The sequence below is a fragment of the Streptomyces sp. NPDC026417 genome (assembly GCF_055567695.1).
In genome coordinates this window covers 190,777-207,265 of the sequence record NZ_JBVHPY010000019.1, presented here as the reverse complement: position 1 = coordinate 207,265, position 16,489 = coordinate 190,777, and the positions used below count along the sequence as shown (strand labels likewise).

The following is a 16,489-nucleotide window of genomic DNA, read 5'->3' as shown; positions in this document are numbered from 1 at the left end:
TCTCTCCCCCCCTTTCTCCCTCTCCCCCCCCCCCCCCCCCCCCTCCCCCCCCCCCCCCCCCCCCCCCCCCCCCCCCCCCCCCCCCCCCCCCCCCCCCCCCCCCCCCCCCCCCCCCGCTCCTGGTTGGGGCGTTCGCGCGGTCAGACCTCGACGACGACCGGGAGGATCATCGGGCGCCGGCGGTAGTTGTCCGAGACCCACTTGCCCAGCGTGCGGCGGATGAGCTGCTGCAGCTGGTGGGGCTCGACGACACCGTCCTGGGCCGAGCGCTCCAGGACCTCCGTGATCTTCGGGACGACGTCCGAGAAGGCGCTGTCCTCGATGCCGGAGCCTCGGGCCTGGATGTGGGGACCGGCGGTGATCTTGCCCGTACTGGAGTCGATCACCATGAACACCGAGATGATGCCCTCGTCGCCGAGGATGCGGCGGTCCTTCAGAGCGGGCTCGCCCACGTCGCCGACCGAGAGCCCGTCGACGTACACGTATCCCGCCTGGACCTTGCCGGAGATCTTGGCCTTGCCGCCGATGAGGTCGACGACGACGCCGTCCTCGGCGATGACGATGCGGTCGTGCGGGACGCCGGTGAGAGCGCCCAGCTCGGCGTTGGCGCGCAGGTGCCGCCACTCCCCGTGGACCGGCATCAGGTTCCGCGGCCGGCAGATGTTGTAGAAGTACAGCAGCTCGCCCGCGGAGGCGTGGCCCGAGACGTGCACCTTGGCGTTGCCCTTGTGGACGACGTTCGCGCCCCAGCGGGTGAGGCCGTTGATGACGCGGTAGACCGCGTTCTCGTTGCCCGGGATGAGCGACGACGCCAGGATCACCGTGTCGCCCTGGACGATGCGGATCTGGTGGTCGCGATTGGCCATGCGGGACAGCGCGGCCATCGGTTCGCCCTGCGAGCCCGTGCAGACGAGCACGACCTCGTGGTCCGGCAGGTCGTCGAGCGTCTTGACGTCGACGACGAGGCCCGGCGGGACCTTCAGGTATCCGAGGTCGCGCGCGATGCCCATGTTGCGGACCATCGACCGGCCGACGAAGGCGACCCGGCGGCCGTACTCGTGGGCCGCGTCCAGGATCTGCTGGATGCGGTGCACGTGGCTGGCGAAGCTCGCCACGATGATCCGCTTGCGGGCGCCTGCGAAGACGGTGCGCAGCACGTTCGAGATGTCCCGCTCGGGCGGGACGAAGCCCGGGACCTCGGCGTTCGTGGAGTCCGAGAGGAGGAGGTCGATGCCCTCCTCGCTCAGACGCGCGAAGGCGTGCAGGTCGGTGAGGCGGCCGTCCAGCGGGAGCTGGTCCATCTTGAAGTCGCCGGTGTGCACGACCATGCCCGCAGGGGTGCGGATGGCCACCGCGAGGGCGTCCGGGATGGAGTGGTTGACCGCGACGAACTCGCAGTCGAAGGGGCCGATGCGCTCGCGATGGCCCTCGGCCACCTCGAGCGTGTACGGGCGGATGCGGTGCTCCTGGAGCTTCGCCTCGATGAGGGCGAGGGTCAGCTTCGAGCCGATCAGCGGGATGTCCGGCTTCTCCCGCAGGAGGAAGGGGACGCCGCCGATGTGGTCCTCGTGGCCGTGGGTGAGGACGATGCCCTCGATGTCGTCGAGGCGGTCCCGGATGGACGTGAAGTCCGGCAGGATCAGGTCGATTCCGGGCTGCTCCTCCTCGGGGAAGAGCACTCCGCAGTCGACGATCAGCAGGCGGCCGCCGTACTCGAAGACGGTCATGTTCCGGCCGATTTCGCCGAGACCGCCGAGCGGGGTGACCCGCAGGCCGCCCTCGGGAAGCTTCGGCGGGGGCGCAAGTTCAGGATGCGGATGACTCAAAAGACTCTCCTCACCACGCGCGCCACGTACCTGGAGGCACGTGGCGCGCGTGACGTTCGTGCAGTAGCAGTTGTCTGTGTGGGGTGCGGGCGGATGGCCCGCGGTCGTGCGTATTCAGTTGTGAAGTCCGTTGTCAGAGATGTACCCCGCCGGCGGCAAGATCGATCTTGAGCTGGTTGGTCTCCTCGGGGGACAGCTCGACCATCGGGGCGCGCAGCGGTCCGGACGGCAGTCCCTGGAGGGCCAGCGCGGCCTTGGTCGTCATGACGCCCTGGGTGCGGAACATGCCCGTGAAGACGGGCAGCAGCTTCTGGTGGATCTCGGTGGCCTTCTGGACCTCGCCCGAGAGGTACGCGTCGAGCAGTTCTCGCAGCTCGGGCGTGACGACGTGACCGACGACGGAGACGAAGCCGACCGCGCCCACGGAGAGCAGCGGCAGGTTCAGCATGTCGTCGCCGGAGTACCAGGCGAGGCCGGAGCGGGCGATGGCCCAGCCGGCGCGGCCGAGGTCGCCCTTGGCGTCCTTGTTGGCGACGATCCGCGGGTGCTCGGCGAGGCGGACGATCGTCTCGGTGTTGATCGGGACGCCGCTGCGGCCGGGGATGTCGTAGAGCATCACGGGCAGCTCGGTCGCGTCGGCGATCGCCGTGAAGTTCCGGTACAGGCCCTCCTGAGGGGGCTTGTTGTAGTACGGCGTGACGGTGAGCAGGCCGTGCGCGCCGGCCTTCTCGGCGTCGCGGGCGAGCTCGATGCTGTGGCGCGTGTCGTTGGTGCCGACGCCCGCGACCACGTGCGCCCGGTCGCCGATCGCCTCGACCACAGCCCGTACGAGCTGGGCTTTCTCCGCGTTGCTCGTGGTCGGTGACTCGCCGGTGGTGCCGTTGATGACGAGGCCGTCGTTGCCTGCGTCCACCAAGTGGGCGGCGAGCCGCTGCGCGCCGTCGAGGTCGAGTGCGCCGTCCGCCGTGAAGGGCGTGACCATGGCGGTGAGGACCCTCCCGAAGGGGGTCTGCGGAGTGGAGGTCGGAGCCATGGGTGACACGCTACTCGCTGCTCAACGCGGGGTCTGCCCTCGGGGGAGGCGACAAGTCGGGACAAATGCGGAGCCCGGCACTGCCTGCTCGGGGGTTCAAGCAGTGCCGGGTCCGTTTGATCAGGCTAGATGAACTTCTAGAAATGCCGCAATACGGACACTTCGACCGGCTGATGCGTACATCTGTGCCGGATGGCGCGCGGAAGCGCGCTACGGCGCGACGCGTCCGTCGGCGTTGATGCCGCGTACGTGAGCGGCATCAGCTTCCCCCACTCCGCCTCCGTCTTCTCGCCGACCATCTCGGTCTCCCGGTGCGGGAAGGACGGGATCTCGACGAGCCGGTACTGGGTGCGGCGGCTCGACGGCGAGGTCGCTGCGCGCCTTTTCCGCCCTCGCGCGGGAATTTCGCCGAAATCGGGCACCTCCGGGGAGGTTCGTACGTCTGTAGGGGTGACAGAGATCCCTTCGAGTCACCAGAGGAGAAGCACCGCCCATGTTCCGTCGGCGCGAGCCCGTCCCGTTCGCCTTCATCGCCGAAGCCGACAAGTTCCGCAGCAACGTCGCTCCCCCGCCCCGGGAGCGCGCCACCGCCGGTCAGATCGCCGGCCGCTGGCTCATCGGCCTCACCGTCGTCGCCGGTCTCGTGGGCTCCCTGCTCATCGGGATGCCCGCGCTCTCCCTCGACCAGTCGGCGCCCACGACGCAGCACTCCGAGGCCTCCGACGGGCGCTGAGCGCTCCGCGGGCCCCGAATGGCGCGGTGGGCACCCCCATGGCCCCCCAAGGGTGGTGAGCGGGGATCCGGCTCGATAACCTCACCGGGCATACCCCATGCGTGGATTGAGTGAGGATCAGTCGTGCCCCTGCCCTTCCTGACGGCGGACCGCGCTTTTGACGAGGCAGCGGACGATCTCGCACTGCCCTTCGACGACCGCGATCAGTGGCGGCGCCCGTACCGGCCCGGGCCGTGGCGGGTCGGCGCCGCGGCGCTCGTCCTGCTGCTCGCCTCGTACGTGCTCTTCGCCGCCGTGCTCATCGCGCTCACCGGGACGATGGCGGGTGCCGCCGTCTGCCTCGGTGCGGCGCTGCTGGTCATACTGTCCGCGCTGCGCCTGCTGCGGATGGGCGTCTGGGTGAGCGCGCACGGACTGCGCCGGGTGAGCTTCCTGCGGACCGCCACCACTGCCTGGGCGCAGGTCGGCGCGGTGCGGACGGTCCAGCAGCCGGTGCGCTGGTTCGGGCTGCCGCGCACGGTGCAGGGGCAGGCGCTGGTCCTGGTGCGCAAGGACCGCACGCCGGACGACCTGGTGCCGCTGCTCACCACGCACGGCGCCGACTTCCTGGCGCGGATGGAGGCCTTCGACCGGGCGGCGGACGCCGTCGAGGTCTGGGCCGACGAGTACCGCCGGGGCTGATCGGCGAACGGCGAAGGGGCCGGTCCGCTCACTGCGGACCGGCCCCTTCGCCGTGTTCCCGGGCCGGCTGTCCGGGCGTACGCCGGGGCCCTCGCTCGTCAGACCTGGACGGACCGGCCCTCGTGCAGGGCGATCGCCCGCTGCATCGCCTTGCGGGCGCGGGGGGTGTCCCGGGCGTCGTGGTAGGCGACCGCGAGCCGGAACCAGCTGCGCCAGTCGTCCGGGGTGTCCTCGGTCTCGGCCTTGCGACGGGCGAAGACCGCGTCGGCCGAGTCGCGGTCGATGCGGCCGCCCGGCGTGCGCTCCAGCTCGTCGACGGGCAGGCCGCCCTCGGCGTCGAGCTCGGCGGCGAGCCGGTTGGCCTTGCGGACGAACTGGGTGTTCTTCCAGAGGAACCAGACGCCGATGACCGGCAGGATCAGCACGGACACACCGAAGGTGACCGTGAGCACCGTGCCGGTCTGGATGAGCAGGACGCCGCGCCAGCCGACCAGCACGAAATAGGCGACCAGGACGGCCGCCGTGATGGCGTAAGTGATCTTCGCGCGCATGTCTCAGCTATCCGCTTCGTGTCGTCGACCGCCGGCTCAGCCGAGGTCCAGGAAGTGTTCCAGGCCGAAGGTGAGGCCCGGGGTCGTCACGACGCGGCGCGCACCGAGGAGGATGCCCGGCATGAAACTGCTGTGGTGCAGCGAGTCGTGGCGGATGGTCAGGGTCTCGCCCTCGCCGCCCAGCAGGACCTCCTGGTGGGCCAGGAGGCCGCGCAGGCGGACCGCGTGTACCGGGACGCCGTCCACGTTCGCTCCGCGGGCGCCGTCCAGGGCGGTCGCCGTGGCGTCCGGCTGCGCGGGGCTGCCGGCGCGCTCGCGGGCGGCGGCGATGAGCTGTGCGGTGCGGGTGGCGGTGCCGCTGGGGGCGTCCACCTTGTTCGGGTGGTGCAGCTCGACGACCTCGACGGACTCGAAGTACGGCGCTGCCGCCTCGGCGAACTTCATCGTCAGGACGGCGCCGATGGAGAAGTTGGGCGCGATGAGCACGCCGGTCTCCGGGGAGCCGGACAGCCAGGTCCTGAGCTGCGCGAGCCGCTCGTCGGTCCAGCCCGTCGTGCCGACCACGGCATGGATGCCGTTGCGTACGCAGAAGTCGAGGTTGTCCATCACCGAGGCCGGTGTGGTCAGCTCGACCGCGACCTGGGCGCCCGCCTCGGTCAGGGTCTGCAGCTCGTCGCCCCGGCCCAGCGCGGCCACCAGCTCCATGTCCTCGGCGGCCTCGACGGCTCGTACCGCCTCGGCCCCGATACGGCCCTTCGCACCGAGGACCGCCACGCGCAGCTTGCTCATTGCTTGGTTCCTTACCTGAGACGGGGGTTACGCGACCGCGTCGTGCAGCCGGGACGCCTGCTTGTCCCGGAGCGGGCCGATGACCGACAGGGAGGGCCGCTGTCCCAGGATCTCGTGGGCGACCGAGCGGACCTCGTCCGGGGTGACCGCCGCTATCCGGGCCAGCATGTCGTCCACGGACATCTGGTCGCCCCAGCACAGCTCGCTCTTGCCGATACGGTTCATCAGCGCGCCGGTGTCCTCGAGTCCCAGGACCGTCGAGCCCTGGAGCTGGCCGACGGCACGGCCGATCTCGTCGTCCGAGAGTCCGTGCTCGGCGACGTGGTCCAGTTCGTCGCGGCAGATCTTCAGCACGTCGTGCACCTGGTTGGGGCGGCAGCCCGCGTACACGCCGAAGAGCCCGCAGTCGGCGAAGCCCGAGGTGTACGAGTACACGCTGTAGGCCAGGCCGCGCTTCTCGCGGACCTCCTGGAAGAGGCGGGAGGACATCCCGCCGCCGAGGGCCGTGTTCAGGACGCCGAGCGCCCAGCGGCGGTCGTCGGTGCGGGCCAGGCCGGGCATGCCGAGGACGACGTGCGCCTGTTCGGTCTTGCGGCCGAGCAGTTCGACGCGGCCGGCCGTGCGGATGGTGCGGCGGCCGTCGCGGGGGGCGACCGGAGCGGCCTCCGGGCCCTTGAGGGCGCCCGCCCTCTCGAAGGCGGCCCGGACCTGGCGTACGACCTTGTTGTGGTCGACGTTGCCCGCGCACGCCACGACGAGGTGGGTCGGGTCGTAGTGCTTGCGGTAGAAGCGGCGGATGCGGTCGGCGCCGAGGGCGTTGACCGTGTCGACGGTGCCGAGGACCGGGCGGCCGAGGGGGGTGTCGCCGAGCATCGTGTGCGCGAACAGGTCGTGCACGCAGTCGCCCGGGTCGTCCTCGGTCATGGCGATCTCTTCGAGGATCACGCCGCGCTCGGCGTCCACGTCGGCCTGCTCGATCAGCGAGCCGGTGAGCATGTCGCACACGACGTCGATGGCGAGCGGCAGGTCGGTGTCGAGCACGCGTGCGTAGTAGCACGTGTACTCCTTCGCCGTGAACGCGTTCATCTCGCCGCCGACCGCGTCGATCGCGGAGGAGATGTCGAGGGCGGACCGACGCCGGGTGCCCTTGAAGAGGAGGTGCTCCAGGTAGTGCGTGGCGCCGTTCAGGGCCGGAGTCTCGTCGCGGGAGCCGACGTGCGCCCAGATGCCGAAGGTGGCGGAGCGGACGGAGGGCAGCGTCTCGGTGACGATGCGCAGGCCGCCCGGGAGGGTGGTCTTACGGACCGTGCCGATGCCGTTCCTGCCCTTGATGAGGGTTTGGGTACGGGCGACGGCCCGCGCCTCCGAGGAGGTGCGGGCCGTCGCCGTGGAGCTGCTCGACGTCACTTGTCGGTGTCGTCCTTCTGGTCGTCGCCCTCTTCGCCCTCGATCACGGGGATGAGGGAGAGCTTTCCGCGGGAGTCGATCTCGGCGATCTCGACCTGGACCTTCTGGCCCACGCCGACGACGTCCTCGACGTTCTCCACGCGCTTGCCGCCGGCGAGCTTGCGGATCTGCGAGATGTGCAGCAGACCGTCCTTGCCCGGGAGCAGCGACACGAACGCACCGAAGGTGGTCGTCTTCACGACCGTGCCCAGGTAGCGCTCGCCGACCTCCGGCATGGTCGGGTTGGCGATGCCGTTGATCGTGGCGCGGGCGGCCTCGGCCTGCGAGCCCTGCGCGGCACCGATGTAGATGGTGCCGTCGTCCTCGATCGTGATGTCGGCGCCGGTGTCCTCCTGGATCTGGTTGATCATCTTGCCCTTGGGGCCGATGACCTCACCGATCTTGTCCACGGGGATCTTGACGGTGATGATCCGCGGGGCGTTGGGGGACATCTCGTCCGGCGTGTCGATCGCTTCCATCATCACGTCGAGGATGTGGAGGCGGGCGTCACGGGCCTGCTTGAGGGCCGCGGCCAGGACGGAGGCGGGGATGCCGTCCAGCTTCGTGTCGAGCTGGAGGGCGGTCACGAACTCCTTGGTGCCGGCGACCTTGAAGTCCATGTCGCCGAAGGCGTCCTCCGCACCGAGGATGTCGGTGAGGGCGACGTAGTGCGTCTCGCCGTTGATCTCCTGGGAGATCAGGCCCATGGCGATACCGGCGACGGGGGCCTTCAGGGGCACACCGGCGTTCAGCAGCGACATGGTGGAGGCGCAGACCGAGCCCATGGACGTCGAGCCGTTGGAACCGAGGGCCTCGGACACCTGACGGATCGCGTAGGGGAACTCCTCGCGCGTCGGCAGCACCGGCACGATCGCGCGCTCGGCGAGCGCGCCGTGGCCGATCTCGCGGCGCTTCGGGGAGCCGACGCGGCCGGTCTCACCGACGGAGTACGGCGGGAAGTTGTAGTTGTGCATGTAGCGCTTGCGGGTCACCGGGGAGAGGGTGTCCAGCTGCTGCTCCATGCGGAGCATGTTGAGGGTGGTGACGCCCAGGATCTGCGTCTCGCCACGCTCGAACAGCGCGGAGCCGTGGACCCGCGGAATGGCCTCGACCTCGGCGGCCAGCGTGCGGATGTCGGTGACACCGCGGCCGTCGATGCGCTTCTTCTCCTTGATGACGCGCTCACGGACCAGGGACTTGGTCAGCGAGCGGTACGCGGCGGAGATCTCCTTCTCGCGGCCCTCGAACTGCGGGAGCAGCTTCTCGGCGGCCAGACCCTTGACGCGGTCCAGCTCGGCCTCGCGCTCCTGCTTGCCCGCGATGGTGAGGGCCTGCGAGAGCTCGCCCTTGACGGCGGCGGTGAGCGCCTCCAGGACGTCGTCCTGGTAGTCGAGGAAGACCGGGAACTCGCCGGTCGGCTTCGCGGCCTTGGCGGCCAGGTCGGCCTGGGCCTTGCAGAGCACCTTGATGAAGGGCTTCGCGGCGTCCAGACCGGCGGCGACGACCTCCTCGGTCGGCGCCTCGGCGCCGCCCGCGACCAGCTGGATCGTCTTGTCGGTGGCCTCGGCCTCCACCATCATGATCGCGACGTCGCCGTCCTCGAGGACGCGACCGGCGACGACCATGTCGAAGACGGCGTCCTCGAGCTCGGTGTGCGTCGGGAACGCGACCCACTGGCCGTTGATCAGCGCGACGCGGACGCCGCCGATCGGACCGGAGAAGGGCAGGCCGGCCAGCTGCGTGGACGCGGACGCGGCGTTGATCGCGACGACGTCGTACAGGTGGTCGGGGTTGAGCGCCATGATCGTCGCGACGACCTGGATCTCGTTGCGCAGGCCCTTCTTGAAGGACGGGCGCAGCGGGCGGTCGATCAGGCGACAGGTGAGGATGGCGTCCTCGGAGGGACGGCCCTCGCGGCGGAAGAAGCTGCCGGGGATCTTGCCGGCGGCGTACATCCGCTCCTCGACGTCCACCGTGAGGGGGAAGAAGTCGAGCTGGTCCTTGGGGTTCTTGGAGGCGGTGGTGGCCGACAGCACCATGGTGTCGTCGTCCAGGTACGCCACGGCGGAGCCGGCGGCCTGCTTGGCCAGGCGGCCCGTCTCGAAACGGATGGTGCGGGTGCCGAAGGAACCGTTGTCGATAACGGCCTCGGCGTAGTGGGTCTCGTTCTCCACTAGCGTTTTCTCCGATACTTTTCGTCTTTCGTCCCACCTGTCCGTGTGACAGGGGGACGGTGGCGGAGAAGCGCTCCGTCTGGTGCGGGCCGGTCTTCGATCGAAGCACCCGGGCTTGCTCACCCGGGGGCCACTACCGAGGACCGGCGGCGGCGCGGTGCGCTTCTCCTCGTTCAGTGTGTGACCTCACCCCGCCCGGTGCGGGGAGGCGCTGTCACGCTGTGTCGTTCGTCCTGCGTCGTGCTACCACACTACAAAGGGGCGGCGACACTCCGCACGTACAGCAAAGGGAGCGGTCCCCTCCTGAGGTGGGAACCGCTCCCTTCACGGCGTCTTACTTGGCGCCCGCCGCACCGCGGCGGATGCCCAGGCGGTCGACCAGCGCACGGAAGCGCTGGATGTCCTTCTTGGCCAGGTACTGCAGCAGGCGGCGGCGCTGGCCGACCAGGATCAGCAGACCACGACGGGAGTGGTGGTCGTGCTTGTGGGTCTTGAGGTGCTCGGTCAGGTCCGAGATCCGGCGGGACAGCATGGCGACCTGGACCTCGGGAGAGCCGGTGTCGCCCTCCTTCTGACCGAACTCGCTGATGAGCTGCTTCTTCGTAGCGGCGTCGAGCGGCACGCGTACTCCTCGTAGTCTTCTGATGGCCACCGAGTGCCCCTGGTCCACTTCTCAGGGGAGCTTCCGTGACTCGGGAGGCGGGGATCCGCTGGGCGCGACCTCCAGAGCACGGGGCTCCGGGGGTGCGTACACAAACGGCCGTCACACAGCGTACCAGCCTGCGAGGACGTGCTCGCCCGGGTCCCGGAAGCACCCCTGCCGGGGAGGGGGCGGCCACTAGGGTGAGCGCTCGGATCGAGTCGTACGTCGGGAAGGGGTCGCTTCGCATGGCCGAGGCAGAGGACAAGGATGTCAGGGCCCGCAAGGAGCGCGAGAAGGACGAGCTCTACGCCCTCGACATCTCGGGCGTCGAGTGGCACGGCGCACCGGGCACCGAGGAGCACGAGGAGCGGGTCGAGATCGCGTACCTGCCCGCGGGGGCCGTGGCCATGCGGTCCTCGCTGGACCCGGACACCGTGCTGCGCTACACGGAGGCGGAGTGGACCGCGTTCGTGCTGGGGGCGCGGGACGGCGAGTTCGACCTGGAGTCGGCGCCGGGCGGCGGAGCGGACGTCGAGCCGGCGCAGTGACCGCCGGACGGGGCACCGCCCGGCGGGCCTGACCGCCGCTTGAGGTGCGGGATGCGGGGGCGGTTCGAGGGGCGGGGTGCGGGTGCGGCGCTCGCAGCCCCGCCCGCACGGACCGGATCGGGTGATGAAGGCGCCGACCCGGTGCCGCCCTGGCCGGTCGAGGCGCCGGGGCACCGTCAGCTGGTCATCGCGCGGGCCGCCGCGTACACGTCGAAGACGGCGAGTGCCAGCGGGACGAGCGTCAGCAGGACGAAGCCCTCGGCGATCTCCAGGAAGCGCCCCCAGAACGGGGTGAGGCCGCCGCGCGGGAGGATCAGGCCCAGGGCGGTGACCAGAGTCGCCGCCGCCGCGATCACCGCGACGAGCCAGATCGTGCGGATGTCCAGGGCCGCACGGTCCCCCTGCAGCGCGTCGAGCATCAGCGACCGCGGCGGATGGAGCGCCAGGCCCAGACCGAGCAGGACGAGCGAGGCGAGCCCCGCGGCGAGGACGGGCGCGACCTGCGCGGTGTAGCGGAAGAGGTGGGCGCGCATCGCCAGCGCGACACCGGTCGCGCAGGCCAGCAGCTGGCCCCAGACGTCGTCGGAGAAACCGAGCACCGCGCAGGCCGCGACGGCGACGAGCGCGCAGCCGCCGACCAGGCCGACGAGGAGTTCGTGACCGCGCCGGGCCTGTGCCTGGATGCGTTCGGCGTCGACCGGCTCGGGCGCCACCGGGTCGGCGCCGTACGCGCTGCGCTGGGTGTTGTCCGGCGCGTCGAAGCCGATCGGCAGCCGGGCGAAGCGCATGGAGAGCCCGGGCAGGAACGCCAGGGCGCCCACGGCGACGGGGGCGCACAGCGCAGCCGTCTCGGTGGGGGTCCAGTGCGCGAGGAGCGCCACGAACACGGCGATCAGACCGATGGCGGAGGCGCCCACGAAGGCCACGAACGGGCCGTCGCCGCGCGGGGAGCACAGGGTGAGCACCACCGAGGCCACCAGTACCGCCGCGCAGCCGAGCAGGAACTGGAGCTTTCCGATGCCCTGGCCGTCGGCGAGGGCCAGCAGCCCGGACCCCGCCACCGCCATGTTCGGCAGGGCGCCGAGCCCGAGCGCGACGGCCGAGGTCCGGTCGTCGTAGACCCGGGCGCGCACGGCGGCGACCACCACCAGCAGGATGCCGGTCACGGCCGCGAGGATGCCCGGCAGGCTGTGCATGTCGTGCCGCGGGTCGGCCGTCCAGGCGACGAAGGCGAGCAGCGTCGGCAGGACCCCGCCGCCCACGAGACCCGCGGCGCGCGTCAGGTCTCCGCTCCACAGGGTGCGTTCACGGGTGACGGCGGAGGCCACCGCCTCGGACACGTCGTCGAAGACCGCGGGCGGCAGTGACTCGGAGAACGGGCGCAGCGTGAGGAGTTCGCCGTCGAGAATGCGCTGGGCGGCGAAGGAACGGGAGCTGTCGAGGACGGTGCCGTCGCGCCGTACGAGGTGGTAGCCGACCGGGGCGCCCTCCGCGGGGCTCTGCCGGGAGAGCCGCAGGATCTCCGGGTAGATGTCGGCGACCGGGATGTCGTCGGGCAGCGCCACGTCGATCCTGCTGTCCGGCGCGACGATGGTGACCCGGCAGAATCCGAGGCCCGTGTCCGCCCCCGAAGGGGCTCCGGGACCGGGACCGCCGGCTCCGGTGGTCGTCGCGGAGGCCGTCATGCTCACCTGCTGCTCCCCCTCAGTGATGGTTCTGGGACTGCGCTGTGAAGGTCCTGCGCCCGTTTCTCCGGTGTCCTCCGCCGATCGCTCGGCGCGGCGCCGGTCCGGGGCCCGTCCGGCCGACCAGCGGGCTCCGCACACCCTCACATGGCGCGAAATGCCCTGATTCTTCGGCCTCGTTCGCGTGTGCTCACGCGAACATCCGGCACCCTACCGCCCACCGGTCCCGCGTGAAGTCAGTAGGATCACGCGGCGGCCTGCGTCCGCCTGACACGGGGCGGCGGGCGGAAGACCCTGGGGCCGGCAAGGGAATTGGTGAGCAGTGAGCCACATCGTCGTGAAGCGGCCGCCGCGGGTGCTGCCGTCCGAGGTGCCCACGGACGAGGTCGTCCTGCAACCGCCGCCCGAGTTGCCGCGGGGGCACCACGAGAGCGTCCTCATGCAGCTGCTGCCGACCCTCGGCATGGGCGGCTCGGTGGTCTTCTTCTTCACCAACGGACAGCCCTTCATGAAGATCATGGGCATGGTGATGATCGCGTCGACGGTGGCCATGTCCATCGCGATGGTGGTCCGCTTCCGACGCGGTTCCCAGGGCCAGCTCGCGGACATGCGCCGCGACTACCTGAGCTATCTGTCGCAGGCCCGGCGCTCGGCCGTCGGCACCGCCAGGAAGCAGCGCGACGCCCAGTACTACCTGCACCCCTCCCCCGAGCAGCTGTGGGCGCTCGTCGCGGAGGGCAGCCGGCTGTGGGAGCGGCGTCCCGGCGACGAGGACTTCGCCCAGGTCCGCATCGGTCTCGGACCGCAGTCCCTCGCCACCCCGCTGCTCACCCCCGAGACCGGCCCCGTGGACCAGCTGGAGCCGCTGACGGCGGGCGCGATGCAGCGGTTCGTCGCCACCCACAGCACGCTGGACGACCTGCCGATGGCCGTCTCACTGCGCGCCTTCTACCACGTGACGGTCAGCGGTGAGCCGGGGTCCGTCCGTGCCTCGGCGCGCGCCCTGACCGCCTCGCTGGCCTCGCTGCACTCCCCCGAGGACCTGGTGATCGTGGTCGCCGCCGGGCGTGCGGCGCTGCCCCACTGGGAGTGGGCCAAGTGGCTGCCGCACGTCCAGGCGCCCGGCGCGGTGGACGGCGCGGGCAGCCGGCGTCTGATCGGCAGCGACACCCGCGAGCTGGAGGACCTGCTCGCCACCCGCCTCACCGGCCGCCCGCGCTTCCACCCGAACGCCGCCCCGCTCGCCGACGAACCGCACATCGTCGTCGTACTCGACGGCCTGTCGCTGCTGCCCGACTCCGTCCTGGCCTCGCCCGAGGGCCTGCAGGGCGTCACCGTCCTGGAAGTCGTGCCGGGCGAACTCACGGGCGCGCAGGGCGACCTCTCCATCGTCGTGCAGCCGCAGGAGCTGCATCTGGAGTCCGGGCACGGCATCGTCTACGAGGGGATTCCCGACACCCTCTCGTACGAGTCCGCCGAGGCACTTGCGCGGCAACTGGCGCCGCTGCGCATGGCGTCGGGCGGCGACGACGACGAACCGCTGCTCGCCAACCTGGAGTTCACCGACCTGCTGAGCCTCGGCGACGCCGCGTCGGTGGACACCAAGCGCACCTGGCGGCCGCGTTCGCTCGCCGAGCGGCTGCGGGTGCCGATCGGGGTCGGCGAGGACGGCCGCCCCGTGATGCTGGACCTCAAGGAGGCCGCACAGGAGGGCATGGGTCCGCACGGTCTGTGCGTCGGCGCGACCGGTTCCGGCAAGTCGGAGCTGCTGCGCACGCTGGTGCTCGGCCTCGCCGTCACCCACTCCTCGGAGACCCTGAACTTCGTCCTCGCGGACTTCAAGGGCGGTGCCACCTTCGCCGGCATGGCGCAGATGCCGCACGTGGCGGCCGTCATCACCAACCTCGCGGACGACCTCACCCTCGTCGACCGCATGGGCGACTCCATCCGCGGCGAGCTCAACCGCCGCCAGGAGATGCTGCGCGACGCGGGCAACTACGCCAACATCCACGACTACGAGAAGGCGCGGGCGGCCGGCGCCCCGCTGCAGCCCATCCCCTCCCTCGTCCTGGTGATCGACGAGTTCAGCGAACTGCTCACCGCGAAGCCGGACTTCATCGAGATGTTCGTGCAGATCGGCCGCATCGGCCGGTCGCTGGGCGTCCACCTGCTGCTGGCCTCGCAGCGCCTGGAGGAGGGCCGGCTGCGCGGCCTGGAGACGTATCTGTCGTACCGGATCGGTCTGCGGACGTTCTCCGCCGCCGAGTCGCGGGCGGCGCTGGGCGTGCCGGACGCGTACGAGCTGCCGAACGTGCCGGGTTCGGGCTTCCTGAAGTTCGGCACGGACGAGATGGTCCGCTTCAAGGCGGCGTACGTCTCCGGGGTGTACCGCTCGGGCGCGGCCCAGTCCGCCGCACTGGGCGGGCCGCTGCCGCTGGACCGGCGGCCGGTGGTGTTCACGGCCGCCGAGGTACCGGTGCAGTACGTGACCGTGCCCCAGCAGCGCCCGGAGGCGTCGCCCGACACGGACGACGCGCTCGCGGACACCGTGCTCGACGTGATCGTGCGCCGGCTGGAGGCGCAGGGGCCGGCCGCGCACCAGGTGTGGCTGCCACCGCTGGACAGCCCGCCGTCGCTGGACGGGTTGCTGCCGGGCCTCACGGCGGTCCGGGGCCGGGGTCTCACCCAGCCCGGGTACGAGGGTGCGGGACGCCTCGTCGTCCCCGTCGGCCTCGTCGACAAACCGTACGAGCAGCGCCGCGACCCGCTGTGGGTCGACTTCTCGGGCGCGGCGGGCCACATGCAGATCGTCGGCGGCCCGCAGTCCGGCAAGTCGACGCTGCTGCGCACGCTGGTCGCCTCGTTCGCCCTGACCCACACCCCGCACGAAGTGCAGTTCTACGGGCTCGACTTCGGCGGTGGCGGCATGTCGGCGATCGCCGGGCTGCCGCACGTCGGCGGCGTCGCGTCCCGGCTCGACCCCGAGCGGGTGCGCCGCACGGTCGCCGAGGTGTACGGCGTCATGACGCGCCGCGAGGAGTACTTCCGCTCGTCCGGCATCTCGTCCATCGCGGAGTTCCGCACCAAGCGTGCCCGCGGCGAGATCTCCGTGACCGAGCAGCCGTGGGGCGACGTCTTCCTCGTCATCGACGGCTGGGGGAACTTCCGCGCGGACTACGAGGGTCTGGAACAGGTCGTCCTCGACATGGCCGCGCGGGGTCTCGGCTACGGCATCCACGTCGTGCTCACCGCGTCCCGGTCGATGGAGGTCCGCTCGAACCTCAAGGACCACCTGATGAACCGCCTGGAGCTGCGGCTCGGCGACACGATGGACTCCGAGCTGGACCGCAAGGTGGCGGCGAACGTCCCCACCGGGGTGCCGGGCCGCGGTCAGTCGCCGCAGAAGCTGCACTTCATGGGCGCCGTGCCGCGGATCGACGGGCTCACCTCGGACTCGGACCTCGCCGATGCCACGGCGGCGCTGACGACCGAGGTCGCCCGTCACTGGGAGGGGCCGGGTGCGCCCGAGGTCAGGCTGCTGCCGCGGGAGTTCCCGGCGGAGCAGCTGCCGCCGGGCGACCGGTTCCCGCGCCGCGGGGTGGCCTTCGCCCTGGACGAGGACAACCTCGAACCGGTCTTCGTCGACTTCGAGCAGGACCCGTTCTTCCTCGTCTTCGGCGAGAGCGAGACGGGCAAGTCGAACCTGCTGCGGCTGCTCATCCAGCAGCTGACCACCCGGTACTCGGGCGACGAGTGCAAGCTGTTCGTCGTGGACAACCGGCGTTCGCTGCTGGACGCCACGCCGTCCTCGCACCTGGCGGAGTACATCCCGATGTCCAACGCCATGGACCACCACATGACCGCCCTGGCGGACCTGATGCAGCGCCGGACGCCCACGGCCGACGTGACGGCGCAGCAGCTGCGGGACCGGAGCTGGTGGCGGGGGCCGACGGTGTACGTGATCGTGGACGACTACGACCTGGTGTCCACGTCGAGCGGGAACCCGCTGGGCGGCCTGACGGAACTGCTCCCCTTCGCCCGCGACGTCGGCGTGCGCTTCATCATCGCCCGCTCGACGGCGGGCGCGGGGCGTGCGGCGTACGAGCCGTTCATGCAGCGGATGAAGGAACTCGGCGCCCAGGGTGTCGTGATGGCCGGCGATCCGGGCGAGGGCGACATCCTCGGCGGGGTCAGGCCACGGCCGATGCCGGTGGGCCGCGGCGTCTTCGTCTCCCGGAAGCGGGGGAAGCCCTTGGTGCAGACGGGGTTGGTGCCGGAGGTTGCTTACTGATGGTGGGCGGCGGCGACGTCACGTCCGCGGAGTGCGTCGCGGTCGCTCGGGATTCTTGGATCAGCTTCGCAGATTGAGCCTGCCGATGG

General features: G+C 71.0%; 12 protein-coding genes and 1 pseudogene. 4 read left to right on the top strand and 9 right to left on the bottom strand.

What is annotated here, in order from left to right; translation table 11 throughout:
- Positions 1-140: 140 nt before the first annotated feature.
- From ACZ4NT_RS27985 to ACZ4NT_RS27975, 3 genes and pseudogenes are all read right to left on the bottom strand, one after another.
- A complete protein-coding gene (locus ACZ4NT_RS27985) occupies positions 141-1,826 on the bottom strand; it encodes a ribonuclease J (protein ID WP_121406307.1) in 1,686 nt (561 codons plus the stop codon).
- Between the two features lie 133 nt (positions 1,827-1,959).
- Positions 1,960-2,859 carry a 4-hydroxy-tetrahydrodipicolinate synthase gene (dapA, locus tag ACZ4NT_RS27980; RefSeq protein WP_121406306.1) on the bottom strand — a complete coding sequence of 300 codons (900 nt, stop codon included), beginning with the start codon at positions 2,857-2,859 and terminating at the stop codon, positions 1,960-1,962.
- Positions 2,860-3,069: 210 nt separating this feature from the next.
- A pseudogene (locus ACZ4NT_RS27975) lies at positions 3,070-3,212 on the bottom strand (FAD-dependent thymidylate synthase); the annotation flags it as partial.
- A 140-nt stretch (positions 3,213-3,352) separates the two neighbouring features.
- Here ACZ4NT_RS27975 and ACZ4NT_RS27970 point away from each other — a divergent pair.
- Both ACZ4NT_RS27970 and ACZ4NT_RS27965 read left to right on the top strand, forming a co-directional pair.
- On the top strand, positions 3,353-3,592 hold the full coding sequence (locus tag ACZ4NT_RS27970; RefSeq protein ID WP_121406305.1) for a hypothetical protein: 240 nt from the start codon (positions 3,353-3,355) through the stop codon (positions 3,590-3,592).
- Between the two features lie 123 nt (positions 3,593-3,715).
- Complete coding sequence (locus ACZ4NT_RS27965; protein WP_467728116.1) at positions 3,716-4,273, top strand: hypothetical protein; 558 nt, start codon at positions 3,716-3,718, stop codon at positions 4,271-4,273.
- A 98-nt stretch (positions 4,274-4,371) separates the two neighbouring features.
- On the opposite strand, the gene ACZ4NT_RS27960 is transcribed toward ACZ4NT_RS27965, so the two are convergent.
- The 5 genes from ACZ4NT_RS27960 to rpsO all read right to left on the bottom strand — a co-directional run bounded on the left by ACZ4NT_RS27960 (position 4,372) and on the right by rpsO (position 9,855).
- On the bottom strand, positions 4,372-4,824 hold the full coding sequence (locus tag ACZ4NT_RS27960; RefSeq protein ID WP_121406303.1) for a tetratricopeptide repeat protein: 453 nt from the start codon (positions 4,822-4,824) through the stop codon (positions 4,372-4,374).
- A 36-nt stretch (positions 4,825-4,860) separates the two neighbouring features.
- Positions 4,861-5,613 carry a 4-hydroxy-tetrahydrodipicolinate reductase gene (gene dapB / locus ACZ4NT_RS27955; RefSeq protein WP_121406302.1) on the bottom strand — a complete coding sequence of 251 codons (753 nt, stop codon included), beginning with the start codon at positions 5,611-5,613 and terminating at the stop codon, positions 4,861-4,863.
- Positions 5,614-5,640: 27 nt separating this feature from the next.
- Positions 5,641-7,020, bottom strand: a complete 1,380-nt coding sequence (locus ACZ4NT_RS27950; protein WP_121406301.1) for a M16 family metallopeptidase — start codon at positions 7,018-7,020, stop codon at positions 5,641-5,643.
- The gene (locus tag ACZ4NT_RS27945) at positions 7,017-9,233 is read right to left on the bottom strand and encodes a polyribonucleotide nucleotidyltransferase (RefSeq protein ID WP_121406300.1); all 2,217 of its coding nucleotides are present in this window, start codon (positions 9,231-9,233) and stop codon (positions 7,017-7,019) included. The genes ACZ4NT_RS27950 and ACZ4NT_RS27945 overlap by 4 nt, the downstream gene beginning before the upstream one ends.
- A gap of 334 nt (positions 9,234-9,567) precedes the next feature.
- Positions 9,568-9,855, bottom strand: coding sequence for a 30S ribosomal protein S15 (gene rpsO / locus ACZ4NT_RS27940; RefSeq protein WP_057579463.1), 288 nt, complete (start codon positions 9,853-9,855; stop codon positions 9,568-9,570).
- Between the two features lie 266 nt (positions 9,856-10,121).
- On the opposite strand from rpsO, the gene ACZ4NT_RS27935 reads away from it, so the two are divergent.
- A complete protein-coding gene (locus ACZ4NT_RS27935; RefSeq protein WP_121406299.1) occupies positions 10,122-10,424 on the top strand; it encodes a DUF397 domain-containing protein in 303 nt (100 codons plus the stop codon).
- Positions 10,425-10,600: 176 nt separating this feature from the next.
- Here ACZ4NT_RS27935 and eccD read toward each other — a convergent pair whose 3' ends face one another.
- Entirely contained in the window at positions 10,601-12,109 is a 1,509-nt protein-coding gene (gene eccD / locus ACZ4NT_RS27930) for a type VII secretion integral membrane protein EccD (protein ID WP_467728122.1), read from the bottom strand.
- A 322-nt stretch (positions 12,110-12,431) separates the two neighbouring features.
- On the opposite strand from eccD, the gene eccCa reads away from it, so the two are divergent.
- Positions 12,432-16,400 (top strand): type VII secretion protein EccCa, encoded by a 3,969-nt coding sequence (eccCa, locus tag ACZ4NT_RS27925; RefSeq protein ID WP_467728115.1) that lies wholly within the window; start codon positions 12,432-12,434, stop codon positions 16,398-16,400.
- Positions 16,401-16,489 lie beyond the last annotated feature (89 nt).

Excerpts from the sequence above, each read along its gene's own strand:
- dapA (WP_121406306.1), bottom strand. The coding sequence starts at position 2,859 with ATGGCTCCGACCTCCACTCCGCAGACCCCCTTCGGGAGGGTCCTCACC.
- ACZ4NT_RS27970 (WP_121406305.1), top strand. The coding sequence starts at position 3,353 with ATGTTCCGTCGGCGCGAGCCCGTCCCGTTCGCCTTCATCGCCGAAGCC.
- ACZ4NT_RS27960 (WP_121406303.1), bottom strand. The coding sequence starts at position 4,824 with ATGCGCGCGAAGATCACTTACGCCATCACGGCGGCCGTCCTGGTCGCC.
- dapB (WP_121406302.1), bottom strand. The coding sequence starts at position 5,613 with ATGAGCAAGCTGCGCGTGGCGGTCCTCGGTGCGAAGGGCCGTATCGGG.
- ACZ4NT_RS27935 (WP_121406299.1), top strand. The coding sequence starts at position 10,122 with ATGGCCGAGGCAGAGGACAAGGATGTCAGGGCCCGCAAGGAGCGCGAG.
- eccD (WP_467728122.1), bottom strand. The coding sequence starts at position 12,109 with ATGACGGCCTCCGCGACGACCACCGGAGCCGGCGGTCCCGGTCCCGGA.